Annotated in this window: 14 protein-coding genes; 8 read left to right on the top strand and 6 right to left on the bottom strand. The window is 52.2% G+C overall.

From position 1 onward, the window contains the following. The 3 genes from ACJHXB_RS06850 to ybbA form a co-directional block, all read right to left on the bottom strand. The coding region (locus ACJHXB_RS06850; RefSeq protein WP_407631326.1) for a DUF6531 domain-containing protein at nt 1–939 on the bottom strand (939 nt) is incomplete at its 3' end. 428 nt (nt 940–1,367) lie between these two features. Continuing rightward, nucleotides 1,368–3,782 (bottom strand): putative ABC transporter permease subunit YbbP, encoded by a 2,415-nt coding sequence (gene ybbP, locus ACJHXB_RS06855; RefSeq protein ID WP_097446868.1) that lies wholly within the window; start codon nt 3,780–3,782, stop codon nt 1,368–1,370. Next, entirely contained in the window at nt 3,779–4,465 is a 687-nt protein-coding gene (ybbA, locus tag ACJHXB_RS06860) for a putative ABC transporter ATP-binding protein YbbA (RefSeq protein WP_001110573.1), read from the bottom strand. Before ybbA ends, ybbP begins: the two co-directional genes overlap by 4 nt. Between ybbA and tesA the strand changes: the two genes are divergently transcribed. The 3 genes from tesA to cnoX are packed head-to-tail and all read left to right on the top strand — an operon-like array spanning nt 4,436 to nt 6,773. Further along, nucleotides 4,436–5,059: a multifunctional acyl-CoA thioesterase I/protease I/lysophospholipase L1 gene (gene tesA, locus ACJHXB_RS06865; RefSeq protein WP_001295836.1), complete on the top strand. Its 624-nt coding sequence runs from the start codon at nt 4,436–4,438 to the stop codon at nt 5,057–5,059. The two genes, ybbA and tesA, sit on opposite strands and share 30 nt — an antisense overlap. Continuing rightward, nucleotides 5,049–5,858: an NADP(+)-dependent aldehyde reductase gene (gene ybbO / locus ACJHXB_RS06870; RefSeq protein ID WP_000148932.1), complete on the top strand. Its 810-nt coding sequence runs from the start codon at nt 5,049–5,051 to the stop codon at nt 5,856–5,858. Before tesA ends, ybbO begins: the two co-directional genes overlap by 11 nt. A gap of 60 nt (nt 5,859–5,918) precedes the next feature. Next, nucleotides 5,919–6,773 (top strand): chaperedoxin, encoded by an 855-nt coding sequence (gene cnoX, locus ACJHXB_RS06875; RefSeq protein WP_080786636.1) that lies wholly within the window; start codon nt 5,919–5,921, stop codon nt 6,771–6,773. A 62-nt stretch (nt 6,774–6,835) separates the two neighbouring features. Here the strand turns inward: cnoX and fetB are convergent, their stop codons facing one another. Beyond that, complete coding sequence (fetB, locus tag ACJHXB_RS06880) at nt 6,836–7,615, bottom strand: iron efflux ABC transporter permease subunit FetB (protein WP_001295323.1); 780 nt, start codon at nt 7,613–7,615, stop codon at nt 6,836–6,838. Further along, a complete protein-coding gene (gene fetA, locus ACJHXB_RS06885; RefSeq protein ID WP_001157538.1) occupies nt 7,602–8,279 on the bottom strand; it encodes an iron efflux ABC transporter ATP-binding subunit FetA in 678 nt (225 codons plus the stop codon). Before fetA ends, fetB begins: the two co-directional genes overlap by 14 nt. Before the next feature lie 145 nt (nt 8,280–8,424). Between fetA and ACJHXB_RS06890 the strand changes: the two genes are divergently transcribed. Then, nucleotides 8,425–9,342 carry an SPFH domain-containing protein gene (locus ACJHXB_RS06890; RefSeq protein ID WP_000904502.1) on the top strand — a complete coding sequence of 306 codons (918 nt, stop codon included), beginning with the start codon at nt 8,425–8,427 and terminating at the stop codon, nt 9,340–9,342. After that, a complete protein-coding gene (locus ACJHXB_RS06895; RefSeq protein WP_000970319.1) occupies nt 9,339–9,797 on the top strand; it encodes an NfeD family protein in 459 nt (152 codons plus the stop codon). The genes ACJHXB_RS06890 and ACJHXB_RS06895 overlap by 4 nt, the downstream gene beginning before the upstream one ends. Nucleotides 9,798–9,981: 184 nt before the next feature. Here the strand turns inward: ACJHXB_RS06895 and ACJHXB_RS06900 are convergent, their stop codons facing one another. Next, nucleotides 9,982–10,344 carry a hypothetical protein gene (locus ACJHXB_RS06900; RefSeq protein WP_001001643.1) on the bottom strand — a complete coding sequence of 121 codons (363 nt, stop codon included), beginning with the start codon at nt 10,342–10,344 and terminating at the stop codon, nt 9,982–9,984. 486 nt (nt 10,345–10,830) lie between these two features. Here ACJHXB_RS06900 and ACJHXB_RS06905 point away from each other — a divergent pair, with 486 nt between their 5' ends. From ACJHXB_RS06905 to ACJHXB_RS06915, 3 genes are read left to right on the top strand one after another with little or no spacing between them, the layout of a single operon-like run. Further along, nucleotides 10,831–12,126, top strand: a complete 1,296-nt coding sequence (locus ACJHXB_RS06905; RefSeq protein ID WP_020240786.1) for a YadA-like family protein — start codon at nt 10,831–10,833, stop codon at nt 12,124–12,126. 53 nt (nt 12,127–12,179) lie between these two features. Beyond that, nucleotides 12,180–12,602 carry a hypothetical protein gene (locus ACJHXB_RS06910; RefSeq protein ID WP_001305512.1) on the top strand — a complete coding sequence of 141 codons (423 nt, stop codon included), beginning with the start codon at nt 12,180–12,182 and terminating at the stop codon, nt 12,600–12,602. Next, nucleotides 12,599–12,802, top strand: coding sequence for a hypothetical protein (locus tag ACJHXB_RS06915; RefSeq protein ID WP_000664216.1), 204 nt, complete (start codon nt 12,599–12,601; stop codon nt 12,800–12,802). The genes ACJHXB_RS06910 and ACJHXB_RS06915 overlap by 4 nt, the downstream gene beginning before the upstream one ends. The last annotated feature ends 3 nt before the right edge of the window (nt 12,803–12,805 follow it).

Here is a 12,805-nt window from a genome sequence, read left to right on the forward strand (position 1 = left end):
CAGGCTCTCCGGGTATGCCGGGTCGTGCATCAGCCACACCGCCGAAAGACGGATGCCCCTGTCGGGGCCGTATTCGGTACCGGGCAGTGTGTCGGGGAACGCTGAGGCTGAAAGAGGGCGGGGGGTGTCAGGGGAAAATAAGGAAGCGGTGTGCTGTTTACGGGCCTCTTCCGCCCGCTGCGCCTGCGTGGTCAGCACCAGACGGAACTCCCGCCCGGCACCGTCCGTCACGCCGGTGATTTCCCCGGCCAGGTCACCGGCGGCCTCACGCCGGTACGTCAGCGTCCGCCCGAAGCGGTCCGCCAGCCCGGTAAGCACCCGGTACGGCGGCAGCGGCGCTGGCAGTACGTCCTCAGCACCCGGCACCCGCTCTGACCACCCCAGTATCCACCACGGTCCCTGTGCGCTGCTGGTCGCCAGGTAAAGATGCGGGCTTAACCGGATATCCGGCGACAGCGCCCCCCACAGCCGCGCCAGCGTGTGGCCGTCCGGCTGCGTTGCCTTACCGCCACGCACCAGCCACAGGGACTCGCTGCGGCTGTACACCGCCTCCCCCGGCAGCAGCGGCTCAAAGTGAATGCTCCGTCCGCCGTTGTCGTTGAGTACCAGTGCATCATCGCGTATCTGTAAGCGGATATCAGAAGGCGCTTTCCAGCCGGGGCCAAAAATCCCCACCGGCGCAGGCGTCTTCGTCCGGTAGCTGCTGTAGGTGCGGGAGAGAATGAACGGCAGCGGGCCGGGCAGCGCAAGGTCCGTCTCGCCGGGCAGCACCTTCGCCCCCAGCAGCGGATTTACCGGGTTGCCCGAAGTCATCCTGCCCGGACACACCGAGCACGCCACGCCGGTGGGCGCGCCAATTCTTACACCTGCCGAACCCTGGACAATGGGACCGCCATACTGAGTCATATCTCCCTGACGCGCCGCTGGTTTTCCGCTCATATAAAGTGCCCTTTTAGTTATTGTTCATATTCCTGTGTTAGCAACAAAAAAATAAAATGACACACAAGACCAGCTAATGTATTTATATATTTTTCACATAAACTTATTTGTTCTCAATCAACAACAACTGTTATTACAGGTCACTTTCAATATTTTATTAAACTAACATTTTTAGCACAGATGAATTCATCATCAACAAATTCACTATATGGATAATATCCATTCAACGCATATGGTTTATGATTTTATTAGTCTGAGTTATTTTTGTAGGGCTATATTTAAAATTATTAAACTCCACCGATTCAGATTAATATCAGCAATAGAAAGATAGGAAATCACCAATTCAATAACATCATCAATGAAACATATTGTAGAATTAATTTAAACAAGGCGTTCCATTCAACCAGAACGCCCCTTATTTACTCTCATCACCCCGCAAACTGCCTGAACAGCGCCTTACCCTTAACCAGTCGCGCGCCCAGCCAGCCGCCGCAAAGCGACAGCAGCAGCGCACCGCTGCACGGCAGAACAATCCACAATCGCCAGTCTGGCTCCCACGGGAAATCAAACACTTTCGCCTGCAACACTGCCAGCGCCGTTTCCGCACCAATTGCGGCCACCAGGCCAGAAACAAACCCGAGCATGGCGAACTCACACCACAACGTGGTGCGCAGCAGTTTTTTCCCCGCACCGAGTGTGCGCCACACCACCAGCTCCTGATGACGCTGACGCATTCCCACCTGCACCTGTGCCAGCAACAGCAACATACCGCAGGCGGTGACCAGCACCACCATCACCTCCAGCGCCCGACTTACCTGCTCCAGCACCTGACCGACCTGTTTTAAAATCGCGCCAATGTCTAACAGGCTAATGGTCGGGAACTGGCGGTTGAGTTGCGTCAACATGCCATTGCCATTCTCCCAGCGGAAACTGGTAAGCCAGCTCTGCGGTTGCCCGTCTAATGCCCCTTCCGGGAAAATAAAATAGAAATTAGGCCGCAGACTTTCCCAGTCCACTTTGCGAAGACTGGTCACTTTAGCGCGGAACTCCTGGGTATCGCCCATAAAAGTCACGGTATCGCCGAGGGCAACGTTTAAGCGTTTCGCCAGCCCCTCTTCCATCGACACTTCATCGGCTTTTGGCGGCCAGTTACCGGCGACAATCGGATTATGATCGGGCCGCGTATTTTGCCAGGTAAGATTGAGTTCGCGGTTAAGCGCCTCATCTTCATTGCCTTCTGTCGGCTTGTCGTTAATCGCCGTCAGTCGCGCCCGCACCACCGGATAAAATGATTCCGAGACTATCTGATGTTCCGCGAGGAACGTTTTTAGCGGTGCTACCTGTTCTGTGGCGATGTTAATTAAAAAGTAGTTCGGGCTTTCTGGCGGTAGCTGCTGTTGCCAGCGGTCGAGCAGATCGCCACGCAATACCAGCAACAGCGCCAGCAGCATAAAGGAGAGCGAAAATGCCGAAAGCTGGCTTAACGTTGACCACGGCTGACGTAACAGGCGGCTAACCGCCAGGCGCAGAGGCAGCGATTTCAGCGTCATGCGGCGAAGTACATTCAGCAGCATCCAGCCCAGCACACCGCACAGCAAAGCCAGTACTACCGCGCCCGCCAGCACCGCCCAAAGCAGCATGCTGCCACCCATTAATCCGGCGAGCAGCACCACAACCACCACACTGACAATCGGCAGATAAAACTTCAGCGGCCAGACGTTCGCTACCACATCATTACGTAATACGCGTAAAGGCTGCGTTGCCAGCAACAAGCGGTATGGTCGTAGCCCCACCAGCAGCGAGATAACCGTCATGGTGCCCAGCGCCCATAGCCACGGCCAGAGGCTGGCTGGCGGTAGTGCAGCAGGCAGAACGGGCTTGAGCAGCACCATCAACACGTTTTCGAACAACAGGCCTATCGCCCCGCCGGTAACGGCTGAAAGCGCCAGCACCATCAACCACTGACCGACGATTAGCTTACGCAGTTGCGCTCGCCCTGCCCCCAGAGTTTTGAGGATCGCCACCAGATCGTAGCGACTGCGACAGTAATGATTCATCGCCACCGCCACCGCTGCCACTGCCAGCAGCAAGGTCAGAAGCGCCGAAAGCAGCAGGAACTGTTGCGAGCGTTCCATCGAGCGCCCCAGCGCGCCTTCGTCCTGTTCCAGACCGTACCAGCGTTGTTCGGGTTTAAGCTGGGGTAACAACCATTTCTCATAGCCGTCGAGCTGGTTCTCGTTGCCGCCGAATTTATAGCGCCAGGTGACCCGACTTCCCGGCTGCACGGCTCCGGTTTTATCGACATCCGCCAGATTCATCATCAGACGCGGAGCCATCTGGAAGGGGTTAAAACCGGAATCCGGTTCCTGAATCACTTCTCCGGCAATCCGCAAGGTGGCATCACCCACGTCGATGGTGTCGCCTGTTTTCAGGTTAAGCAGTGCCATCAGGCGTGGGGCCAGCAATACGCTGCCCGCCTGCGGTTTCAGGCCAGGGGGATTAGTTTGCAGATCGCCATACATCGGGTAGATATCATCCACCGCTTTGACGTTCGCCAGCTGCGGTGTGTCGCCTGCAAAGGTCATTGTGGCGAAAGTCAGCTGCTTGCCGACTTTCAGGCCGCGCTTTTGTGCTTCCTCCAGCCACGCTTGCGGCACTTCGCGCGAACCGCGCAACGCCCGATCGCCCGCCATAAACTCCCGGCTTTGCTGGCTTAAGCCCTTCTCCATGCGATCGCTGATATTGCCCAGCGCCAGCACGCAGGCCACCGCCAGGCTTAGCGCCAGCCAGACAATTAATAGCGACGGCGAGCGCCATTCGCGCCAGAACCAACGTGCAATCATGCTTCCTCCTGCAACTGCCCGTTCACCAGCCGTAAGCAGCGGTCGCAGCGTGCCGCCAGTTGCAGGTCGTGGGTCACCATAATCAACGTGGTGCCATGTTCACGGTTGAGGGAAAACAGCAGGTCGGCAATTTTATCGCCCGTCTGGCGGTCAAGATTGCCGGTGGGTTCGTCGGCAAACAGCACATCAGGCCGACCATTAAAAGCTCGCGCCAGCGCCACTCGTTGCTGTTCGCCGCCGGAAAGCTGTGCCGGAAGATGATCCAGACGTTTACCCAGTCCTAACTGTTCGAGCAACGCTTTCGCCCCGTTACGACTTTCCGCGCTACTCTCACCGCGCAGCAGCGCCGGAAGCTCGACGTTTTCCAGCGCGTTAAGGGTAGGAATTAACATAAATGACTGAAAAACAAAGCCTACGTGCTTCGCGCGCAACTTTGCCCGCGCTTCTTCGTCCATATTATGTAGCGGTTGTCCTACCAGACTCACTTCGCCACTGCTGCCGTCATCCAGCCCGGCGAGGATCGCCAGCAAGGTTGACTTACCCGATCCCGACTCGCCCACCAGCGCGATGGTCTCGCCACGTTTGACAACCAGCTCAACTCCGGTGAGGATGGAGAGTTCATGCTCCCCCTGACCGACGGACTTCTTAAGATGATGAACTTCAACAATGTTTTCCGCTGGCATTTGCCCTTCCTGTTCCTGGTCCTGTTAACCTTCCGTGCCGCCGCAGCGGACACGTTATTGATTCTGGGTGATAGCCTGAGCGCCGGGTATCGAATGTCTGCCAGCGCGGCCTGGCCTGCCTTGTTGAATGATAAGTGGCAGAGTAAAACGTCGGTAGTCAATGCCAGCATCAGCGGCGACACCTCGCAACAAGGGCTGGCGCGCCTTCCGGCTCTGCTGAAACAGCATCAGCCGCGCTGGGTGCTGGTAGAACTGGGCGGCAATGACGGTTTGCGTGGTTTTCAGCCACAACAAACCGAGCAAACGCTGCGCCAGATTTTGCAGGATGTCAAAGCCGCCAACGCTGAACCATTGTTAATGCAAATACGTCTGCCTGCAAACTATGGTCGCCGTTATAATGAAGCCTTTAGCGCCATTTACCCCAAACTCGCCAAAGAGTTTGATGTTCCGCTGCTGCCCTTTTTTATGGAAGAGGTCTACCTCAAGCCACAATGGATGCAGGATGACGGTATTCATCCCAACCGCGACGCCCAGCCGTTTATTGCCGACTGGATGGCGAAGCAGTTGCAGCCTTTAGTAAATCATGACTCATAAAGCAACGGAGATCCTGACAGGTAAAGTTATGCAAAAATCGGTCTTAATTACCGGATGTTCCAGTGGAATTGGCCTGGAAAGCGCGCTCGAATTAAAACGCCAGGGTTTTCATGTGCTGGCAGGTTGCCGGAAAGCGGATGATGTTGAGCGCATGAACAGCATGGGATTTACCGGCGTGTTGATCGATCTGGATTCGCCAGAAAGTGTTGATCGCGCAGCCGACGAAGTGATCGCCCTGACCGATAATTGTCTGTATGGGATCTTTAACAATGCCGGATTCGGCATGTATGGCCCCCTTTCCACCATCAGCCGTGCGCAGATGGAACAGCAGTTTTCCGCCAACTTTTTCGGCGCACACCAGCTCACCATGCGCCTGTTACCCGCGATGTTACCGCACGGTGAAGGGCGTATTGTGATGACCTCATCGGTGATGGGATTAATCTCCACGCCGGGTCGCGGCGCTTACGCAGCCAGTAAATATGCGCTGGAGGCGTGGTCGGATGCGCTGCGCATGGAGCTGCGCCACAGCGGAGTTAAAGTTAGCCTGATCGAACCCGGTCCCATTCGTACTCGCTTCACCGACAACGTCAACCAGACGCAAAGTGATAAACCAGTCGAAAATCCTGGCATCGCCGCCCGCTTTACGTTGGGACCGGAAGCGGTGGTGGACAAAGTACGCCATGCTTTTATTAGCGAGAAACCGAAGATGCGCTATCCGGTAACGCTGGTGACCTGGGCAGTAATGGTGCTTAAGCGCCTGCTGCCGGGGCGCGTGATGGACAAAATATTGCAGGGGTGAGTTGAAGCGCGCGCTTAAGCCCCCATGTCAAAGAAAATATCGACAACAGAGAGCGACTCCATGTCCGTAGAAAATATTGTCAACATTAACGAATCTAACCTGCAACAGGTTCTTGAACAGTCGATGACCACTCCGGTGCTGTTCTATTTTTGGTCTGAACGTAGCCAGCACTGTTTGCAGTTAACCCCAATTCTGGAAAGCCTCGCGGCGCAGTACAACGGGCAATTTATTCTGGCGAAGCTGGACTGCAACGCGGAGCAGATGATTGCCGCCCAGTTTGGTCTGCGCGCGATTCCGACCGTGTATCTGTTCCAGAACGGGCAACCGGTAGACGGCTTCCAGGGGCCGCAACCGGAAGAGGCGATCCGCGCCCTGCTGGATAAAGTGCTGCCGCGTGAAGAAGAGCTGAAAGCGCAGCAGGCGATGCAACTGATGCAAGAAGGCAATTACACCGACGCCTTGCCATTGCTGAAAGACGCCTGGCAGTTGTCGAATCAGAACGGGGAGATCGGCCTGCTGTTGGCAGAAACGCTGATTGCACTGAACCGTTCTGAAGATGCAGAAGCCGTGCTGAAAACCATTCCGTTGCAGGATCAGGACACCCGCTATCAGGGGCTGGTGGCGCAAATCGAACTGCTGAAGCAGGCGGCTGATACGCCGGAAATTCAACAGTTGCAACAGCAGGTGGCAGAGAATCCAGAAGATGCCGCACTGGCAACGCAACTGGCACTGCAACTGCACCAGGTTGGGCGCAATGAAGAGGCGCTGGAGTTACTGTTTGGGCATCTGCGTAAAGATCTCACTGCCGCAGACGGTCAGACGCGTAAAACGTTCCAGGAGATCCTCGCTGCGCTGGGTACAGGTGATGCACTGGCGTCGAAGTATCGCCGCCAGCTGTATGCGTTGTTGTATTGAATTTCCGTTGATCGGCACATGAACCACAACGCCGGATGCGATGCTGCGCATCCGGCATTGCATCATTTCTTCTTCAATTGCGTCACCACCAACTGGTGGCGCGAATTGTAAAACTTACGATAGGTTAAATAGCAGGCAATAATGGTCGACAGGCTGGCGGTTGAGAGCAGCATAAAGGTCACCATAATCTGATATTTAATCGCCTTCACCGGATCAATCCCGGCAAATATCAGCCCGGACATCATTCCTGGTAAACTCACTAAGCCAACCGTTTTTGCTGAATCGACCGTCGGAATTAAAGCCGCGCGAATACTGTCGCGAATCAATATCGCTGAAGCCTGTTTCGGCGTCGCGCCAAGACTCAGTTTCTCCTGAATCTGTTGCTGTTCGCTAATCACCCGTTGCCCTAAATTGTTGTAACACAACCCCACCGCTACCATGGCGTTACCGGCTATCATCCCGGCGATAGGGATCACCTGCATCGGGATAAATTCAATCGACCCTGAGAGAATCAGCACCGCCAGGGTAATTCCCGCCCCGACCGTAATGGCAATAAACGATGAGATAAAAGCTTTAGCAATATATTTACTGCGTTTTTGCGCGTTCCACGCCGCATTAAAGCAGATAAATAACACCATCAATAATGTCAGGCTGGCATCATCCACGCTGAAAATATACTTCAGCACATAGCCGACAATAATCAGCTGAATTATCGCGCGCCCGACGCTCCAGAGAATATCTTTCTCCAGCGCCAGTTTTTCTTTATGGCTAATTAAGATTGCCACCACCACCAGCATTAATGCCAGTGCCAATGATTCGTTAGTAATATTATGCGAGTTCATAGCGTGCTTCCTGCATTTCTCCGGCATGCGGTTGCAGTGTAATCACTTTATCCGCATGATTAATTTCGTCTTTATCGTGTGTCACCCACAGCACGGCAATATTTTGCTCGCGCACATAGCGATGGATCATCTCATTAACGTTATGTTTATTACTTTCATCCAGCGCGCTGGTGATTTCATCCAGCAATAAAACCTTCGGCATAAATTGCAGGTTACGAATCAATGAGATGCGTTGTTTTTCACCACCAGATAGCTCGGCGATATTCTTCGTCAAAATGGTGTCCGGTAAGGCGAAGCGTTCGAGAAAATCGAGAAAAATGGCTGGGTCAGGCTGCTGGTTACGGATCTGCCAGGGAAAGATCAGATTATCGTATACCGTATCGCCAAACAGCGTCGGCGTCTGGGCGCAGTAAGACACTTGCTGGCGGTAGATTTCTGGCTTTAGTGTGCTGACATCCTCACCTTCAAACAGTAACGTTCCGCTGGTTGGGCTGATCAATGAAGCAACTATTTTTAGCAGCGTACTTTTGCCACAACCAGAAGGACCGGTAATTAACTTAAATTCGCCAGCACGCAGCGAAAAATTGATGTTATTAAGAATCTTCGCATCACCCGCCAGATATCCTACGTTTTGTAGCTGAAGCAAAGGACTATTTTCCTGCATCGCTGTTCCCTTTTTCTGATTTTTACTAAAAACAGTTTATCCTTCCCAGGAATAAGGGGGAACTCTCTTTCAGTAATCAGGTATAATTTGTTTAATCAAGCAGCAATTTTGCTGATTATGGACGGTACAACAGGAGGTTTTTCCGATGCTTATCTTTATCCCGATTCTCATTTTTGTCGCGCTGGTCATTGTCGGCGCGGGCGTCAAAATCGTGCCGCAGGGCTATCAATGGACGGTAGAACGTTTTGGTCGCTATACCAAAACGTTACAGCCGGGGCTCAGTCTGGTGGTGCCGTTTATGGATCGCATTGGTCGCAAGATCAATATGATGGAGCAAGTGCTCGATATCCCTTCCCAGGAAGTTATCTCGAAAGATAACGCCAACGTTACCATCGACGCCGTGTGCTTTATTCAGGTGATTGACGCGCCGCGCGCGGCTTATGAAGTCAGCAATCTGGAGCTGGCGATCATCAACCTGACCATGACTAACATCCGTACCGTGCTGGGTTCAATGGAACTTGATGAAATGCTCTCTCAGCGCGACAGCATCAACTCACGCCTGCTGCGTATTGTCGATGAGGCCACCAACCCGTGGGGGATTAAAGTCACCCGTATTGAAATTCGCGACGTGCGCCCACCGGCAGAGCTTATCTCTTCAATGAACGCGCAGATGAAAGCGGAACGTACCAAACGCGCTTACATCCTCGAAGCGGAAGGGATCCGTCAGGCGGAAATCCTCAAAGCCGAAGGTGAAAAACAGTCGCAAATCCTGAAAGCGGAAGGCGAACGTCAGTCGGCGTTTTTACAGGCTGAAGCTCGTGAACGTTCCGCTGAAGCAGAAGCCCGCGCCACCAAAATGGTGTCTGAAGCCATCGCCTCCGGTGATATTCAGGCGGTGAACTACTTCGTCGCACAGAAATACACCGAAGCGTTACAGCAGATCGGTTCGTCCAGTAACAGCAAAGTAGTGATGATGCCATTAGAGGCCAGCAGCCTGATGGGGTCGATTGCCGGGATTGCCGAGCTGGTGAAAGACAGCGCCAACAAGCGGACTCAGCCATGATGGAGTTAATGGTCGTTCATCCACATATTTTCTGGCTCAGTCTCGGCGGGTTGCTGCTGGCAGCCGAGATGCTGGGCGGAAATGGTTATCTGTTGTGGAGCGGCGTGGCAGCGGTGATTACCGGCCTGGTGGTCTGGCTGTTGCCGCTGGGTTGGGAGTGGCAAGGGGTGATGTTTGCCGTCCTGACGCTGCTCGCCGCCTGGCTGTGGTGGAAATGGTTGTCGCGGCGGGTGCGCGAACAAAAGCACAGCGACAGTCATTTAAACCAGCGCGGGCAGCAGCTTATTGGCCGACGTTTTGTGCTGGAATCTCCGCTGGTCAACGGGCGAGGTCATATGCGCGTCGGTGACAGTTCATGGCCTGTCAGCGCCAGCGAGGATCTCAGTGCAGGTACGCATGTTGAGGTGATTGCGATAGAAGGGATAACGCTGATTATCCGTGCGGTCATCGCCTGATGCGACGCTGATGCGTCTTTTCATGCCTACAAAATATGCCCGAATTGTAGGCCGGATAAGGCGTTTACGCCGCATCCGGCGGTTATGCGCTGATGCCTGATGCGGCGCGGGCGCGTCTTATCATGCCTGGAAGTCTGCGCCCGAATCGTAGGCCGCCTCCGCTATATTAACTGGCATTGGCAAATTACTCGTCACTACCTTTATTCATGTTTTTTTGGTCTTCATCCGGATAATGTTTTTTTAGATATTCCAGGACGTTTTTATTGACCTTGTGTTGCGTATACACCCACCCTTTCCAGTAATCAGGCTGGTCCAGGTAAACTTCTGGCGGAATGGTGAAATCAGAAAGCGTTAACCATTCGGCTAACAGATCGGGGTTTCGTTTCTGGATTAACTGCAACAGCATAATCAGTGACATAGCTGAGGCAGGAGCCGTACTATCACCACTCAAATATTTCCACACTGTTGACCGGTTCGAACGAAAAAGGATCGGTAGCAATGCCCGGTCCAGATTCATTTCATTAAAAATCTTCTCAAATTCATTCATTTAAATTTTCCTGCCTGGCGTAAACCTCTTAAAAATTGAGATTTATCAAAGAAACGCATTTTAGCACACATCAGGAACCGCTTCACGTTTAGTCCAGAAACAGAATTTATTTCGCTTATCAAAACAAGTCTTTACTCTTTTTTACATTGAAAGAGCACAAAATGATTTTCTATTTTATTTATATAAGAAACATTTTTTGTTTCTTATTGGTGATGTTTACGCTTACACCAGACAAAAATGCGCTTTACATCACACAAATGGCGGCGTAGATTTCGATCAAATTGCAACGCAGATTAATTCTTATAACAACGTTTTACGTTGCTTATAGAAACAAATATGTGACTTACTTTGAAAGAGAAAAAATGCATGAAAACTGTAAAGCTGTCTTTACTGGCTGTCGTTGTTGCTACCGCCGTAAGTCCATCTGCGTTTGCGGGTGATACTGTTGAGGCGGCAACGACAGAATTAACGGCAATCCAGCCAGGAATGTCGCAATCGGAAATTGATCAGAAAATTGGTCGATTTTTAGAAAGGACAGGGAATAGTGCAGCCGCACAAAATTATCTGATTGCGCATGATTACCGGACAACGACACCTCAGGAAAATACAGCTGCTTCTCCCGTACAGCCCACCAATACGCTGAACCCGATAACCAATCAAGCGCAGACCGACCGCGACAACGGGCAGGATACCGCCATTCAGGACGCACAACATGCCGCCAACTGGGCTTCAATGAAAGCTGATGACGCGCAGCACGCCATTATGGTGGCGCAGACGGATATTGATGCCAATAAAGCCGCCATCGCCGACACCCGTAATGATGTCTCCGCAGTGCAGTCAGACGTCACCAACATAAAAGGCGATGTCGCACATGCCCAGTCAACGGCTGACCATGCCAGCGCTAACGCCAACACCGCTCTGATGAACGGCGTCAAACTTTCCGGTGCTGTGACAGAAAACAAAAATAATATCGAACAGAACCGCAGCGATATTGCTGACCAGCAGCAACAACTCGACGAAACCCGGAAAACCGTTGCCGCCACCGGTGATGTACAGACTGCCGCCCGATATCAGAGCATGATTGACGCCAGACAGACTGCTGCTGCCAATGCGCAACAGGAACAAGCGGACACCCAGCAGCAACAAATGGACGATCAGCAGAAACAAATCGACGCGACGCAAAAAACGGTTTCCGCACTTGGCGATGGCCAGACCAACGCACATTATCAAGAGATGGTTAACGCCGGACTGAGAGCACAAAATGATGCGAATGCGCGTACTGCAGCAGAACAAAAACAAAAAATAGATACTCTGGCGACTAACCAGGCAACACAACAGCATATCGATAGTGTGCAGTACGGGGAACAAATTCAGCGTCTGGCGCAAGACTCAACGCAAACGCATGAACAAATTGACAGCCTGACACAAGACGTAACCCAAACGCATCAGCAGTTAAGCAACACGCAAAAACGAGTAGCGGATAATAGCCAGCAGATTACTACGCTCAATAACCATTTCAGTTCGCTGAAAAACGAAGTTGAGGACAACCGTAAAGAAGCCAATGCGGGAACTGCATCAGCCATCGCTATCGCCTCACAACCACAGGTGAAAGCCGGTGACTTTATGATGATGTCAGCGGGAGCGGGAACCTTCAACGGTGAATCTGCGGTGTCTTTCGGAACATCTTTTAATGCCGGAACGCATACCGTGATTAAAGCCGGTGTCTCTGCGGATACGCAATCTGATTTCGGCGCGGGTGTCGGCGTGGGATATTCGTTCTAATTTTAACAGCAATTTCTTATTCGCAATTTTCCGCACATTATTTAAGGTTAACAATGATGAATAGTTCCATTAAATCGTTTTCCCTGCTGGCGGTTATATTACTGGCTGGCTGTAGTTCACCCACTTCCCGCATCGCAGATTGCCAGGCGCAGGGCGTCAGCCATGACACCTGTTATCTCGCAGAACAACAGCGTCAGACGGCTATTTTAAGTGCATCCGAGGCGCAGGCATTTAAAAATGCAGAAGCCGCACAACATGCCCAGGCCGCTAAAAAATCTATTTATAAAGGATTTGGCATGACCTTTAGAATGAGCAGTAAGAACTTTGCTTATCTCAATGATTCATTATGTGCAATTGATGAAGACAATAAAGATGCCACTGTTTATCAGTCAGGTCTTTATAACGTCATTGTTTATCACCACACGGGAAAAGTCGCCTTAATGAAGGAAGGTCAGTTTGTGGGTTATTTAAAATGAAGGAGCAAAGGAAAATCCCCCTGACGCATATTATGATTATCGGTGCGTTTATTTTTGCCTTCTTGCAAGTGGTGTTATTAGCCTCCCTGGTTCACGCTGTGAATGTTAACAATGAAATCCAGGAAGGCTTATTTCAGTCGGGGCGCATTATGGTAGAAAGTTTGCAGCATATTCTTTCGGTGCAAACGGGGATTAACTGATTT

This window comes from Escherichia sp. WS3227_2 (genome assembly GCF_046486495.1).
GTDB classification, from domain to species: domain Bacteria; phylum Pseudomonadota; class Gammaproteobacteria; order Enterobacterales; family Enterobacteriaceae; genus Escherichia; species Escherichia coli.

Bases quoted from the DNA above. Each gene is read 5' to 3' on its own strand.
- ybbP (WP_097446868.1), bottom strand. From the start codon at position 3,782: ATGATTGCACGTTGGTTCTGGCGCGAATGGCGCTCGCCGTCGCTATTA.
- tesA (WP_001295836.1), top strand. From the start codon at position 4,436: ATGAACTTCAACAATGTTTTCCGCTGGCATTTGCCCTTCCTGTTCCTG.
- ybbA (WP_001110573.1), bottom strand. From the start codon at position 4,465: ATGCCAGCGGAAAACATTGTTGAAGTTCATCATCTTAAGAAGTCCGTC.
- ybbO (WP_000148932.1), top strand. From the start codon at position 5,049: ATGACTCATAAAGCAACGGAGATCCTGACAGGTAAAGTTATGCAAAAA.
- cnoX (WP_080786636.1), top strand. From the start codon at position 5,919: ATGTCCGTAGAAAATATTGTCAACATTAACGAATCTAACCTGCAACAG.
- fetB (WP_001295323.1), bottom strand. From the start codon at position 7,615: ATGAACTCGCATAATATTACTAACGAATCATTGGCACTGGCATTAATG.
- fetA (WP_001157538.1), bottom strand. From the start codon at position 8,279: ATGCAGGAAAATAGTCCTTTGCTTCAGCTACAAAACGTAGGATATCTG.
- ACJHXB_RS06890 (WP_000904502.1), top strand. From the start codon at position 8,425: ATGCTTATCTTTATCCCGATTCTCATTTTTGTCGCGCTGGTCATTGTC.
- ACJHXB_RS06895 (WP_000970319.1), top strand. From the start codon at position 9,339: ATGATGGAGTTAATGGTCGTTCATCCACATATTTTCTGGCTCAGTCTC.
- ACJHXB_RS06900 (WP_001001643.1), bottom strand. From the start codon at position 10,344: ATGAATGAATTTGAGAAGATTTTTAATGAAATGAATCTGGACCGGGCA.
- ACJHXB_RS06905 (WP_020240786.1), top strand. From the start codon at position 10,831: ATGTCGCAATCGGAAATTGATCAGAAAATTGGTCGATTTTTAGAAAGG.
- ACJHXB_RS06910 (WP_001305512.1), top strand. From the start codon at position 12,180: ATGATGAATAGTTCCATTAAATCGTTTTCCCTGCTGGCGGTTATATTA.
- ACJHXB_RS06915 (WP_000664216.1), top strand. From the start codon at position 12,599: ATGAAGGAGCAAAGGAAAATCCCCCTGACGCATATTATGATTATCGGT.